This window comes from Burkholderia sp. (assembly GCF_018375725.1).
Classification (GTDB): Bacteria; Pseudomonadota; Gammaproteobacteria; order Burkholderiales; family Burkholderiaceae; genus Burkholderia.
In genome coordinates this window covers 1-13,080 of the sequence record NZ_JAHACR010000097.1, presented here as the reverse complement: position 1 = coordinate 13,080, position 13,080 = coordinate 1, and the positions used below count along the sequence as shown (strand labels likewise).

Below are 13,080 nucleotides of genomic sequence, written 5' to 3'. Positions count from 1 at the left end.
TCATGGGTTCCTCAGTTGAGCGAAAGGCCGCGCCGCCGTTTCCTATGACGCAAGCCAACGGCGCCATGCTACCGCAACCTTTCGACGCGCGCGGACTGTCAGGATGGCCGTCGCCGCCGGCGGCGTCCCGTTCCCGATGTGACTGCCCTGTCACAAAGAATGCGACTATTGACGCCGGCGAAAAGGGGTTTTGGTAAGATTGGCGCGGGTTCCGGCCCCGCCGATGCGTCGCCCCGACGCGGCGAAACCGCTTTCCCCATGCAACGAAACGATCTGATTGCCTGCCACGATTGCGACGCACTGTTGCACAAACCGCGCCTAAGCGGGCGCGAGGTCGCGCGCTGTCCGCGCTGCGACGCGCTCCTGTACAGCAACAGCTCGACCCAGCTCGAACGGATCTGCGCACTCACGCTTGCCGCGCTGATCACGTACGTCATCGCGCAGGCATTCCCGATCATCGAAATGGATGTGAACGGCAATCATGTCCGCACGACGCTGATCGGCGCGATCGAATCGATGTGGCGCCAGGGCATGGCGCCCGTCGCCGTCATGGTGTTCTGCGCGACCGTGCTGTTCCCGCTCGTCGAGCTGGCCGCGCTGCTCTACGTGCTGCTCCCGATGCGCCACGGACGCGTGCCGCCCGCGCTGAATGCCGTACTGCGCGCGATCCAGCTGGCGCGCCCGTGGAGCATGATCGAGGTGCTGATGCTCGGCATCGTCGTCACCATCGTGAAAATGGTCAGCCTCGCGCGTGTCGTGCCGGAAACGTCGCTGTTCGCGTTCGCCGCGCTCACGCTGATGATCGCGGTCGTCCTGATGTTCGATCCGCGCGCGCTGTGGGATCTCGCGGACGACCTGCGCGCCGGCCGCTCGCCGTCGGGCGGCCGCGCACCTTCGCCGCAGCCGGAGACGCCCCGCCGATGACGACGCCGACCGCTGCCCGCGCGGGCCTCGCGAGCTGCCACGCGTGCGGGCTCGTCCAGCCCCCCCAAGGCGCGCATCCGCGCTGCACGCGTTGCCACACCCCGCTCCATCTGCGCACGCCGCACAGCATCATGCGCACCTGGGCGCTGCTGCTCGCCGCCGCGATCCTCTATATCCCCGCGAACCTGCTGCCGATCATGCGCACCTCGTCGATCGTCGGATCGCAGGAAGACACGATCATGAGCGGCGTCGTCTACTTCTGGCAGTCGGGCGAATGGCCGCTCGCGGTGGTCGTGTTCGTCGCGAGCATCCTCGTGCCGATGCTCAAGCTCTGCGTGCTGGTGATCCTCGTGGTCTGCGCGCAGCGCCGCTCCGCGTGGCGCCCGATGCAGCGCACGCGCCTGTTCCGGATCGTCGAACGCATCGGCCGCTGGTCGATGCTCGATATTTTCGTCGTGACGCTCACTGTCGCGCTCGTCCACTTCCGTTCGCTCGCCGTCATCACGGCCGGCCCGGGCGCGCTCGAGTTCGGCTCGGTCGTGATCCTGACGTTGCTGGCGTCGATGCAGTTCGATCCCCGCCTGATCTGGGATCCCGTCGAAACCTCAGGGAAACACCATGAATAGTCCGCAAGGCCCGCAGCACGACCCGAATGCGGAGGAGCCGGTCATCTCGACGAAAAGCAGCTGGCTGCCGTCGCTCGTCTGGCTCGTTCCGCTGATCGCCGCGCTGATCGGCATCGGTCTCGTGATCAAGTCGGTTCGCGAACGCGGCCCGGAAATCACGATCAGCTTCCGCAATGCCGAAGGGCTCGAGCCCGGCAAGACCCAGGTCAAGTACAAGGACGTCGAGATCGGCATGGTCAAGACGATCAAGCTGTCGAAGGACCTGTCGCGCGTGCTCGTCAACGTGCAGCTCAAGAAGGAGGCCGAGGACTTCGCGGTCAAGAGCTCGCGGTTCTGGGTCGTGCGCCCGCGGGTCGGCGCGTCCGGCGTGTCCGGGCTCGGTACGCTGCTGTCCGGCGCGTACATCGGCGCCGACGCCGGCCGCTCGCAGGACACCGAGACCGACTTCACCGGGCTCGAGACGCCGCCCGCCGTCACCGCCGACCAGAAAGGCGCGCAGTACGTGCTGCGCGGCGATTCGCTCGGCTCGATCGACATCGGCTCGCCGGTCTACTACCGGCGCGTGCTGGTCGGCCAGGTGGTCGGCTTCTCGCTCGACAAGGACGGCACCGGCGTGACCTTCAATGTGTTCGTCAACGCGCCCTACGATCAGTACGTCGGCACGAACTCGCGCTGGTGGCAGGCGAGCGGCGTCGATCTGCGGCTCGACTCGAGCGGCTTCAAGCTGAACACGCAGTCGCTCGCGACGGTGATCCTCGGCGGCATCGCGTTCCAGTCGCCACCGGGCCAGGGCAACGGCGACACCGCGCCGAACAACACGGTCTTCCGCCTCGGCTCCGATCAGGCCGACGCGATGCGCGAACCGGACGGCGAGCCGCTGCAGGTCGTGATGAACTTCAACCAGTCTCTGCGCGGGCTCGCAGTCGGCGCACCGGTCGACTTCCGCGGCATCGTGCTCGGCGAAGTCACGCACATCGGCATCGATTTCGATCCGAAGACGAAGAACTTCCGGATGCCGGTGACGGCAAACATCTATCCGGAGCGCCTCGGCCGCCGTTTCCGCGAGACGATCGAAAGCAAGGGCGAACCGGCACGCCGCGAGATCCTCGAGCGGCTCGTCCAGCACGGGCTGCGCGGCCAGCTGCGCACGGGCAACCTGCTGACGAGCCAGCTGTATGTCTCGCTCGACTTCTTCCCGAAGGCGCCTGCCGTGAAGATCGATCCGTCCCGCGTGCCGGCCGAGCTGCCGACCGTGCCGAATACGCTCGACGAGTTGCAGTTGCAGGTCGCGGACATCGCGAAGAAGCTCGACAAGGTGCCGTTCGACCAGATCGGCGCGAACCTGAACCACGCGCTCGCGAACGCCGACAAGCTGTTCAGGCAGCTCGACACCGAAGTGGCGCCGCAAGCGCGCGACACGCTGTCGGCCGCGAAGCAGACCTTCTCGACCGCCGAGGCGACGCTGCAGCAGGATTCCCCGCTGCAGTCGGACGTCCGCGGCGCATTGAAGGAGCTGACCCGCACGCTGCAATCGCTGAACGCGCTCTCCGATTATCTGGAGCGCCACCCCGAATCGCTGCTGAAAGGCAAGCCAGGAGATAACCCATGACGCATCGCGCAAACGGTCTCGCGCGCCGCGCGGCGCTTGGCGGCGTCGCGCTGGCGCTCGCCGCGTGCAGCTCGCCGCCCTCGCGGTTCTACACGCTCAGCCCGGCCGACCCGGCGGCCACGGTGCGTGCCACGCCCGCCAACCCCGCATTCCTGATCGAAGTGCCGTCGGTCGGCGTACCCGAGCAGGTCGCGAAGAACCAGTTCGTCGTGCAGAAAAGCGCGGAGCAGGTGGATATCCTCGAGCAGGAGCGCTGGTCGGCGCCGCCCGCCGACGAGATCCGCTGCGCCCTGTCGGACGATCTCGCCGCGCAGCTCGGCACGATCGACGTCGCGAACTCCGCCTATCCCGCCGGCGTGCCGGTGTACCGCGTGAGCGTCAACGTGCAGCGCTTCGAGTCGTGGCTCGGCAAGCGCGCGGCGATCGACGCGGTATGGAGCGTGCGCGCAGTCGGCACGCAGCAGGTGATGACGTGCCGCACGAGCGTCGCCGAACCGGTCGGCGGCGGCTACGACGCGCTCGTCGCCGGCCACCGCCGCGCGCTCGACGTGATTGCGACGCAGGCCGCCGCCGGTGTGCGCGCGATGGCGGCCCGGCGCACCGGGACATCCGCCGGCGTCGGTGGGAAAAACGCGGCGCAAGCCGTTCCGTGTCCGGCCGGCGCAGCCGGCAACACCGCCGGCGCGACGGGCCAGCCGGCCAGCTGACGCCCCGCGGCCGGCATTGCCGGCCGGCCGAACACATCGCCCGGACGGGCCGCGGCGCCCGTCAACCGCACCCGCCTGCCGATCCGGCATCGCGCGACCCGGCCGACTTTGCATTGTTTGTCAAAATCGGCCGGAACCCACATCACGTACGACGGTCGCCTTGTGTTTTTGCGTCCGATTGACGATCCTACGCACTTTCAGGCGCGCGCCGTGCCGGCCGCGCGGCGCCGCCCGCATGCCGACCGGCCGCCCGCTCGCATGCGCGCTGTATGAGAGCAGCAACGAGCCGGCGGCGGCCCGCCCGGTGTTCGACAGACCACACCCGGCGCGCAGCCGGCTGCGACGCGCCGGCCGCACCTTATCCGTCGCGCCTCGCCGATCCGGCCTGGCCCGCGGCGACCTTCGCCGGACAGCCGTGCCGCCGCTGCAACATGCGCGGCCGCCGCCCCGACACCCGCCCCGCCCGGGCGCTCACTATTCCAACAATCATGTTTCGTTCCCTCCCGACCCTGATCAAGAAGTGGCGCGCATCGCGCAGTGCAAGCCATCAGCTCGACGCGCTGCTCGCGCATGCGGATGCCGACGCGCCGTATGCCGAACGCACCGAATGGCTGATCGAGCTCGCGCACTGGCTGCGCCGCAGCGACGGCATGCAGGCCGCACAGGATCCTGCCGAGCGCGACGACGCCCGCGCCCACCCTGCGCACGCGCGGCTGCGTTATCTGCTGCACGTGCTCGACCGCAATCCGGCCTGGAAAAGCCACGTCGCGCGCATCCTGCGCAGCGTGCTGCGCGAGTGCGACGGCATCTCGCTCCTGTGCGACGCCGGCATGCCGGTGCATTCGGGCTTCTTCGGCGCGCTGTTCGAGCGCATCGACTCGTCGCTGATCCCGCCCGCGCCGAACAGCGTCGAACTTTCGGCGCTGTTCACGCTGATGTTCCCGTCGCAGGACGACGCCGCGTGGATCGACGCATTGCCCGGCGACCTGCTCGACCGCCTCGCCGCGCTGTTCTCGTTCGACGTGATCGATGACGAGCGCCACGAGCCCGGCTCGTTCTCGCGCGACCTGCTCGCGGCGTTGCATAACCTGACTTGCCAGATCGGCTCGACCGGCCTGTCGCAGACGGTGCGCAGCCGTCTGTCGGCCGACGACGCGCGCAAGCCGCTCGAAACGCAGCCGTTCTACCGGCTCACGCGCGCGATGCTCGCGGTCGAAAGCGCGAACGCCGCCGCCGAGGCGGACGGCGATCCGAGCAAGCTGCTGCACGAGGTCAACTACCTGCGCGTGCTGCTCGACGAATGCCGGATCGCGGTCGACGACGTGTTCTCGCATCTGTATCGCAACGGCGTGTCCGTCGACATCGTGTTCCAGGTCGAACGGATGCGGATGCGTATCCATCGCGCGGAAATGCTCCTCAACGCCTGGATGGCGCGCGACGACCTGCACGGGCTCGCACGCCTGACGGCCGAGCTCGTCGACGCGAACCAGAACAGCCAGAGCGTGGCGCACCTCGTGCGCAGCAATTTCTCGCTGTTCGCACGCAAGCTCGTCGAAACCAGCGCCGACACCGGTGAGCACTACATCACTCGCGGGCGCACCGAATACCTGAAGATGCTCCGCATGGCCGCGGGCGGCGGACTCGTGACCGTCGTGACGGTGTGCGTGAAGTTCGGGATCACCGGCGCGCACCTGCAATCGATGCTCGAAGGGCTCCTCGCCGGGGTCAACTACGCGGCGAGCTTCATGCTGATGCACTTCCTGCATTTCACGCTCGCGACCAAGCAGCCCGCGATGACCGCGCCGACGCTCGCACGCGAACTCGACGGCACGACGCACGAGGCGGGCGTGAAGCATTTCGTATCGTCGGTGATCGCGCTGATCCGCACGCAGGCGGCGGCGATCTGCGGCAACGTCCTGGTCGTGCTGCCGGTGTGTTTCCTCGTGCAGATGTTCGCAAGCGGCGTCCTGCATACGAACCTGATCTCCCCGCAAAAGGCGCACGCGACGCTCCAGTCGTTCTCGCTGCTCGGCCCGACGCCGCTTTATGCGGCGCTCACCGGCATATTGCTGTGGTCGTCGAGCCTGCTCGCCGGCTGGGCGGACAACTGGTTCGTGCTGCATCGGGTCGGCGACGCGCTCGCGTACAACCGCCGGCTGCGCCTGACGCTCGGCGTGGCGGGCGCGGCGAGACTCGCGCATTTTTGCCGCGCCAACGTCGCCGGCGTCGTCGGCAACGTCGGGCTCGGCCTGATGCTCGGCCTCCTGCCGGCGATCGTCTCGGCCGTCGCGTTCTCGTTCGAGGTCCGCCACGTGACGCTGTCCGCCGGCTCGATCGGCATCGCGCTCGGCGTGCTCGGCCGGGAAACGCTGCATTCGCCCGAACTGTGGTGGGCCGCGGCCGGCGTGCTCAGCATGGCGATCCTCAACGTCGCGGTCAGCTTCGCGCTCGCGTTCACGATGGCGGTGCGCTCACGCAGCCTGCGGCCGACCAGGGTGCGTGCGCTCGTCGCCGCGATCGGCCGTGCGGTCTTCGCGAATCCGCTCAGCCTCGTCTGGCCGTCCGGCGCCACGGCTGCCCGCGCAAACCAGTCAGGCTCGCACTGAGCATGCCCCGCGCCAGGCGGGGCGCTCGACATCGCGTGTCCGCGGGATGACCCGCACCGGGCGGCCGCTTCGGGCCGCCTCGCCGACCGGCCGAGCCGCCCGCAAACGCCTTCGTGGCGCGGCACGCCGGTGACAGCGCCCGCCCCGCGTACAATACTGGACTTTTGTCCGTCTCCACCCGCCTTATGTCCTCGCCCACCCTGTTCGATTTCTTTGCTCCCTGCCCGCGCGGCCTCGAAGCGGCGCTCGCCGCCGAGCTGGCCGAGATTGCCGGCCGCCATCTGAACGGCGCGCCGTTCGCCGCGGGCGCGCAGGTGCCGGGCGGCGTCCATTTCCGGGGCTGCTGGGCTGCCGGCATCGCGGCGAACCTGTACTCGCGGATCGCGAGCCGCATCCTGCTGAAGATTGCGCATCGCCCATACCGCAACGAGCAGGACGTCTACGCGCTCACGCTCGAGCAGCCGTGGGAACGCTGGTTCGCCGCGACGCAGACGCTGCGCGTCGACATCACCGCGATCAAGTCGCCGTTGAAGAGCCTGGAATTCGCGACGCTGCGCGTGAAGGACGCGATCTGCGACCGGATGCGCGAGAAGACCGGCGCACGCCCGAGCATCGACACCGCGCAGCCTGACGTGCGCGTGTTCGCGTTCCTGACGGCGTCCGACTGCACGCTGTATCTCGACACGTCGGGCGAGCCGCTCTTCAAGCGCGGCTGGCGTCTCGACAAGGGCGCCGCGCCGCTGCGCGAGAACCTCGCGGCCGGCATCCTGCGCCTGACCGGCTGGACGGCCGGCACGCCGCTGTACGACCCGATGTGCGGCAGCGGCACGTTCCTCGCGGAAGCCGCGCAGATCGCACTCGGCATCGCGCCGGGCGTCGACCGCCGCTTCGGTTTCGAAAAGCTCAAGCAGTACGACATCACCGCGTGGCAGGCGATGAAGGTCGCGGCTATGGATGCGAAGCGCGCAGCACGCGCACGACGCGACGATCTCGCGATCTTCGGCAGCGATATTTCGGGGGACATGCTCGAGAAGGCGCGCACGAACCTCGAACGCGCAGGCGTGCCGTCGCTGTGGCTGAAGCAGCTCGACGCGCGCGCGATGACGCCGCCGTGCGACGCACCGGGGATCATCGTCGCGAATCCGCCGTATGGCGAGCGGATCGAGGTGCGGGGCCGCGGCCCGCGCGGCGACGTCCGTGAGACCGGGCGCAACCGCGGCAACGACGAAGCGTTCCGCCGCACGCACACCGATGCGCCGGACAGCGAGTTCTTCAATGCGCTCGGCGATGCGCTCAAGCAGCGCTTCACCGGCTGGCAGGCCTTCCTGCTGACGTCCGACCGCTCGCTGCCGGGCCAGTTGCGCCTGCGCGAGTCGGCGAAGACCCCGCTCTTCAACGGTGCGCTCGAATGCCGGCTGTTCCGCTTCGACCTGATCGCGGGCAGCGTGCGTCCGCGTCCTGCCGCGCCGGAAGGCGACGGCGCGTAAGCGCCGGCTTCGCGCCGCGCCCGGCGCGGACATGCGCGGGCGCGTGCAGCCAGACAAAGGCTGCACGCCACCCGTTCCATCACTCGACCGACTTCACCATGTCCTCGATGACCTTCTTCGCATCGCCGAAGACCATCATCGTCTTGTCCATGTAGAACAGGTCGTTGTCGAGGCCCGCGTAACCCGCCGCCATCGACCGCTTGTTGACGATCACCGTGCGCGCCTTGTACGCCTCGATGATCGGCATCCCCGCGATCGGCGACTTCGGATCGTTCTTCGCGGCCGGGTTCACCACGTCGTTCGCGCCAAGCACCAGCACCACGTCCGCCTGCCCCATCTCGCCGTTGATGTCCTCCATCTCGTACACGATGTCGTACGGCACTTCCGCTTCCGCGAGCAGCACGTTCATGTGGCCCGGCATGCGCCCCGCCACCGGGTGGATCGCGTAGCGCACATCCACGCCCTTCTCGATCAGCTTGTCGGTCAGTTCCTTCAGCGCATGCTGCGCACGCGCGACCGCGAGGCCGTAGCCCGGCACGATCACGACCGATTCCGCATTGCCGAGCATGAACGAGGCATCCTCGGCCGAGCCCGACTTCACCGGACGCTGCTCCTGCGCGCCGCCCGCCGCCGCCGCGCCCGCTTCCGAGCCGAAGCCGCCGAGGATCACGTTGAAGAACGAACGGTTCATCGCGTGGCACATGATGTACGACAGGATCGCACCCGACGAGCCGACCAGCGAACCGGCGATGATCAGCATCGCGTTGTTCAGCGAGAAGCCGATACCGGCCGCCGCCCAGCCCGAATACGAGTTCAGCATCGACACGACGACCGGCATGTCCGCCCCGCCGATCGGGATGATGATCAGCACGCCGAGCACGAACGCGATGGCCGTCATGATCCCGAACGGCAGCCACGACTGCGTCAGGAAGAACAGCACGCCGAAGCCGAGCATCGCGATCGCGAGCAGCAGGTTGATCAGGTGCTGGCCCGGATAGACGACCGGCGCGCCCTGGAACAGGCGGAACTTGTACTTGCCCGACAGCTTGCCGAACGCGATCACCGAACCGGAGAACGTGATCGCGCCGACGAACGTGCCGATGAACAGCTCGATCCGGTTGCCGTACGGGATGAAGTTCGCCGAGGTCGCATCCTGCGGCACGAGCCCGAACGCGCCCGGCTCGGCGACGACCGCGATCGCAATGCTCACCGCGGCAAGACCGATCAGCGAGTGCATCGCGGCGACCAGCTCGGGCATCTTCGTCATCTCGACGCGCGCGGCGACGACCGCGCCGACCGTGCCGCCGACCACCAGCGCACCCAGCACCAGCGCGATGCCGAGCGGCAGGTTCGCGCCGAGCCAGGCCGCCTGCTTGACGATCAGCGCGATCGTCGTGAGGACCGCGATCCCCATCCCGACCATGCCGAACAGATTGCCTTGCCGGGCGCTCTTCGGATTCGACAGGCCCTTCAGCGCCTGGATGAAACACACCGACGCGACGAGATACAGCAGCGTGACGACATTCATGCTCATCGCGCGCCCTCCTTCGCACCCGCGACGCGCTTCGGTTCCTTCTTGCGGAACATCTCGAGCATGCGTCTCGTCACGAGGAAGCCGCCGAACACGTTGACCGCCGCAAGCGCGACCGCGAGCGTGCCGAAGAACTTGCCCGTCGTGCCGACCGTCAGCGCGGCGGCGAGCATCGCGCCGACGATCACGATCGCTGAGATCGCGTTCGTGACCGCCATCAGCGGCGTGTGCAGCGCGGGCGTCACGTTCCAGACGACGTGGTAGCCGACGTACACCGCCAGCACGAAGATGATCACGTTGATGACCGTGTGATTGATGATCTCCAAGGTCTCCTCCCGTTATTTCCGCGTCACTTCGCCGTCGCGGCACAGCAGCGTCGCGGCGACGATGTCGTCGGTGAGATCGATATTGAGCGCGCCTTCCTTCGTGACGATCAGCTTCATGAAGTCGAGCAGGTTGCGCGCATAGAGCGCCGACGCGTCGGATGCGACCATCGATGCCAGATTCGTATAGCCGGCGATCGTGACGCCGTGATGGACGATCACCTGATCGGCCACCGTCAGCGGGCAGTTGCCGCTCTTGCGGCCGTCGAATTCCGGGCCGCGGCCCGCCGCGAGATCGACGAGCACCGAGCCGGGCTTCATCGACTGCACGGTCTCGACGGAGATCAGCGTCGGCGCAGGACGCCCCGGGATCAGCGCGGTGGTGATGACGATGTCGGCCTGCTTGGCGCGCTCGTGCACGAGCGCCGCCTGCCGGCCGAGCCACGACGCCGGCATCGGCCGCGCGTAGCCGCCGACGCCCTGGGCCGCCTCGCGCTCCTCGTCGGTCTCGTAAGGCACGTCGAGGAACTTCGCACCGAGCGACTCGATCTGCTCCTTCACGGCCGGACGCACGTCGGACGCTTCGATCACGGCACCCAGGCGCTTCGCGGTCGCGATCGCCTGCAGGCCCGCGACGCCCGCACCGAGGATCAGCACGCGCGCGGCCTTCACGGTGCCGGCCGCCGTCATCAGCATCGGCAGGAAGCGCGGATACAGCGACGCCGCGACGAGCACCGCCTTGTAGCCGGCGATGTTCGCCTGCGACGACAGCACGTCGAGGCTTTGCGCGCGCGTCGTGCGCGGCGCGGCCTCGAGCGCGAAGCCGGTCACGCCCGCGGCGGCGAGCTGCGCGGCCTGTTCGCCGTTGAACGGATCGAGCATGCCGATCAGCACGGAACCGCGCTTGAGCGACGGCATCTCGGCTTCGGTCGGCGCCTGCACCTTGAGCACGATGTCGGCGGCGAAAGCGGCCGACTGGTCGGTCAATTCCGCGCCGGCTGCGGCGTAGGCTTCGTCGGGATAGCTGGCGGCCACGCCGGCGCCGCGTGCAACGCTCACGCGATGGCCGGCGGCCGCGTATTTCTTGACGGTCTCGGGCGTCGCGGCAACGCGCGCCTCGTTCGCCCGTGTTTCGGCGGGCACTCCGATGTGCATCTTGGGTTCCTCCAATGACGATTTTTCTTTCGATTGATTGAATGCGACTGCGAGCCGGCAGATCGATACCGGCTCAGGGGGCAACGACTTTCACGCGCCACTTTAACCGAAAGCGGGGTCTGCGCCGGAATTTGGCGTTCGATCGTGCGGAACCGTCGCATGCCTTGCGCCGGCAACCCCGTGCGCCGTGTTCCCCGAAACGACTCGCCGGGGTCGGGAACGCCATTGCAATGCATCCGGCAGCCCCCCGTCGCAACCGGTAAAATGCCGTCCCATGAAACCCGAAATCTGGACTCCGCATGTGACCGTCGCGGCGATCGTCGAACACGATGGCCGCTTCCTCCTCATCGAGGAAGAAACCTCGGCGGGCCTGCGCATCAACCAGCCCGCCGGTCATCTCGAAGCGGGCGAAACACTCGCCGACGCCGTGATCCGCGAAACGCTCGAGGAAACCGCGCATCCGTTCGCACCGGAAGCGCTCGTCGGCGTGTATCTCGCGCACTACGAGCGCGCCGACAGCGCCGGTGCGACCTACCTGCGCTTCACGTTCTGCGGAACGGTGCGCGAGCCGGTCGCCGGGCACCGGCTCGACGACGGCATCGTCCGCACGCTGTGGATGACGCCCGACGAGTTGCTCGCATGCAGCAGCCGTCACCGCTCCCCCGCCGTGATGCGCGGCGTCGACGACTATCTCGCCGGGCGGCGTATCCCGCTCGATTTCGTGCATACGCATTCGGTCGCGCCGCGGCCGGACGCATTCGATTCGCAGGCAGTGAACAAATGAGCAAGCGCCGTGTAGTGGTTGGCATGTCGGGCGGCGTCGATTCGTCGGTGACCGCGTGGCTGCTGAAGGAACAGGGTTACGACGTCGTCGGCCTGTTCATGAAGAACTGGGAAGACGACGACGACGGCGAGTACTGCTCGACCCGTCAGGACTGGATCGATGTCGTGTCGGTCGCCGACCTGATCGGCATCGACGTCGAGGCGGTGAATTTCGCCGCCGAGTACAAGGACCGCGTGTTCGCCGAATTCCTGCGCGAATACTCGGCGGGCCGCACGCCGAACCCGGACGTGCTGTGCAACGCCGAGATCAAGTTCAAGGCGTTCCTCGATCACGCGATGTCGCTCGGCGCGGAAACGATCGCGACCGGCCACTATGCGCGCGTGCGCGAGCGCAACGGCCGCTTCGAACTCCTCAAGGCGCTCGACCACACGAAGGACCAGTCGTACTTCCTGCACCGGCTGAACCAGGCACAGCTGTCGAAGACGATGTTCCCGCTCGGCGAGATTCCGAAGACTCAAGTGCGCGAGATCGCGGCGCAAATCGGCTTGCCGAACGCGAAGAAAAAGGATTCGACCGGCATCTGCTTCATCGGCGAGCGGCCGTTCCGCGACTTCCTGAACCGCTATTTGCCGACCAGGCCCGGCCCGATGAAAACGCCTGACGGCAAGACGGTCGGCGAGCATATCGGCCTCGCGTTCTACACGTTCGGCCAGCGCAAGGGCATCGGCCTCGGCGGCAGCAAGAGCGGCAGCGGCGAACCGTGGTTCGTCGCCGCGAAGGACATTCCGTCGAACACGCTGTATGTCGTGCAGGGCCACGATCATCCGTGGCTGCTGTCGCATCGCCTCGCGGCCGGCAACGTCAGCTGGGTCGCGGGCGAGCCGCCCGCCGACGGCTTCGCGTGCGGCGCGAAGACCCGTTACCGGCAGGCCGATGCAGCGTGCGTATTCGGCCGCGCGGACGGCGAGCGTTTCTCGCTGAACTTCGACGCCGCGCAATGGGCGGTCACGCCCGGCCAGTCGGCGGTGCTCTACGACGGTGAGATCTGCCTCGGCGGCGGCATCATCGAATCCGCGGCGACCGGCCGGCCGGGCGATGACGCGGGGTTGCCCGGCGCCGCCGCGCTCGCCGAAGCACGCTGACACATGTCTGATCCGGACTCGCGGCACGCCGCCCCGGTCAGCACACGGCTGCCGCAGGGCGCGAAGCCCGGTCACGGCGGCGTGCTGCCGGACGCGAAGAAATAACCGCACCAGCCGCGTCGGCGGCCGTGCGACTGGCAAGAAAACGCGCCCCGCGGGGCGCGTTGTTGGTTCCGATGAAATCAT

Annotated in this window: 11 protein-coding genes; 8 read left to right on the top strand and 3 right to left on the bottom strand. The window is 68.1% G+C overall.

The genetic code is table 11. From position 1 onward, the window contains the following. The first annotated feature begins 258 nt into the window (after nucleotides 1–258). The 6 genes from KH616_RS12850 (at nucleotide 259) to KH616_RS12825 (ending at nucleotide 7,959) form a co-directional block, all read left to right on the top strand. Nucleotides 259–924 carry a paraquat-inducible protein A gene (locus tag KH616_RS12850; protein ID WP_292244988.1) on the top strand — a complete coding sequence of 222 codons (666 nt, stop codon included), beginning with the start codon at nucleotides 259–261 and terminating at the stop codon, nucleotides 922–924. Further along, nucleotides 921–1,550 carry a paraquat-inducible protein A gene (locus KH616_RS12845; protein ID WP_292244986.1) on the top strand — a complete coding sequence of 210 codons (630 nt, stop codon included), beginning with the start codon at nucleotides 921–923 and terminating at the stop codon, nucleotides 1,548–1,550. Before KH616_RS12850 ends, KH616_RS12845 begins: the two co-directional genes overlap by 4 nt. Next, on the top strand, nucleotides 1,543–3,159 hold the full coding sequence (locus KH616_RS12840; RefSeq protein ID WP_292244984.1) for an MlaD family protein: 1,617 nt from the start codon (nucleotides 1,543–1,545) through the stop codon (nucleotides 3,157–3,159). Before KH616_RS12845 ends, KH616_RS12840 begins: the two co-directional genes overlap by 8 nt. Continuing rightward, nucleotides 3,156–3,866 carry a membrane integrity-associated transporter subunit PqiC gene (locus KH616_RS12835; protein WP_292244982.1) on the top strand — a complete coding sequence of 237 codons (711 nt, stop codon included), beginning with the start codon at nucleotides 3,156–3,158 and terminating at the stop codon, nucleotides 3,864–3,866. Before KH616_RS12840 ends, KH616_RS12835 begins: the two co-directional genes overlap by 4 nt. 488 nt (nucleotides 3,867–4,354) lie before the next feature. Next, the gene (locus KH616_RS12830) at nucleotides 4,355–6,472 is read left to right on the top strand and encodes a site-specific recombinase (protein ID WP_292244981.1); all 2,118 of its coding nucleotides are present in this window, start codon (nucleotides 4,355–4,357) and stop codon (nucleotides 6,470–6,472) included. 185 nt (nucleotides 6,473–6,657) lie between these two features. Beyond that, nucleotides 6,658–7,959 (top strand): class I SAM-dependent RNA methyltransferase, encoded by a 1,302-nt coding sequence (locus KH616_RS12825; protein WP_292244979.1) that lies wholly within the window; start codon nucleotides 6,658–6,660, stop codon nucleotides 7,957–7,959. A 79-nt stretch (nucleotides 7,960–8,038) separates the two neighbouring features. Here KH616_RS12825 and KH616_RS12820 read toward each other — a convergent pair whose 3' ends face one another. The 3 genes from KH616_RS12820 to KH616_RS12810 are packed head-to-tail and all read right to left on the bottom strand — an operon-like array spanning nucleotide 8,039 to nucleotide 10,968. Beyond that, nucleotides 8,039–9,493 carry an NAD(P)(+) transhydrogenase (Re/Si-specific) subunit beta gene (locus tag KH616_RS12820; protein WP_292244977.1) on the bottom strand — a complete coding sequence of 485 codons (1,455 nt, stop codon included), beginning with the start codon at nucleotides 9,491–9,493 and terminating at the stop codon, nucleotides 8,039–8,041. After that, on the bottom strand, nucleotides 9,490–9,816 hold the full coding sequence (locus KH616_RS12815) for an NAD(P) transhydrogenase subunit alpha (protein WP_292244975.1): 327 nt from the start codon (nucleotides 9,814–9,816) through the stop codon (nucleotides 9,490–9,492). The genes KH616_RS12820 and KH616_RS12815 overlap by 4 nt, the downstream gene beginning before the upstream one ends. A 12-nt stretch (nucleotides 9,817–9,828) precedes the next feature. Next, nucleotides 9,829–10,968, bottom strand: a complete 1,140-nt coding sequence (locus tag KH616_RS12810; RefSeq protein ID WP_292244973.1) for a Re/Si-specific NAD(P)(+) transhydrogenase subunit alpha — start codon at nucleotides 10,966–10,968, stop codon at nucleotides 9,829–9,831. 274 nt (nucleotides 10,969–11,242) lie between these two features. On the opposite strand from KH616_RS12810, the gene KH616_RS12805 reads away from it, so the two are divergent. Both KH616_RS12805 and mnmA read left to right on the top strand, forming a co-directional pair. Further along, nucleotides 11,243–11,752: an NUDIX hydrolase gene (locus tag KH616_RS12805; RefSeq protein WP_292244971.1), complete on the top strand. Its 510-nt coding sequence runs from the start codon at nucleotides 11,243–11,245 to the stop codon at nucleotides 11,750–11,752. Then, a complete protein-coding gene (gene mnmA, locus KH616_RS12800) occupies nucleotides 11,749–12,894 on the top strand; it encodes a tRNA 2-thiouridine(34) synthase MnmA (protein WP_292244970.1) in 1,146 nt (381 codons plus the stop codon). The genes KH616_RS12805 and mnmA overlap by 4 nt, the downstream gene beginning before the upstream one ends. Nucleotides 12,895–13,080: the final 186 nt, after the last annotated feature.

Excerpts from the sequence above, each read along its gene's own strand:
- KH616_RS12810 (WP_292244973.1), bottom strand. The coding sequence starts at position 10,968 with ATGCACATCGGAGTGCCCGCCGAAACACGGGCGAACGAGGCGCGCGTT.
- KH616_RS12825 (WP_292244979.1), top strand. The coding sequence starts at position 6,658 with ATGTCCTCGCCCACCCTGTTCGATTTCTTTGCTCCCTGCCCGCGCGGC.
- KH616_RS12805 (WP_292244971.1), top strand. The coding sequence starts at position 11,243 with ATGAAACCCGAAATCTGGACTCCGCATGTGACCGTCGCGGCGATCGTC.
- KH616_RS12835 (WP_292244982.1), top strand. The coding sequence starts at position 3,156 with ATGACGCATCGCGCAAACGGTCTCGCGCGCCGCGCGGCGCTTGGCGGC.
- KH616_RS12850 (WP_292244988.1), top strand. The coding sequence starts at position 259 with ATGCAACGAAACGATCTGATTGCCTGCCACGATTGCGACGCACTGTTG.
- KH616_RS12830 (WP_292244981.1), top strand. The coding sequence starts at position 4,355 with ATGTTTCGTTCCCTCCCGACCCTGATCAAGAAGTGGCGCGCATCGCGC.
- mnmA (WP_292244970.1), top strand. The coding sequence starts at position 11,749 with ATGAGCAAGCGCCGTGTAGTGGTTGGCATGTCGGGCGGCGTCGATTCG.
- KH616_RS12840 (WP_292244984.1), top strand. The coding sequence starts at position 1,543 with ATGAATAGTCCGCAAGGCCCGCAGCACGACCCGAATGCGGAGGAGCCG.
- KH616_RS12845 (WP_292244986.1), top strand. The coding sequence starts at position 921 with ATGACGACGCCGACCGCTGCCCGCGCGGGCCTCGCGAGCTGCCACGCG.
- KH616_RS12820 (WP_292244977.1), bottom strand. The coding sequence starts at position 9,493 with ATGAGCATGAATGTCGTCACGCTGCTGTATCTCGTCGCGTCGGTGTGT.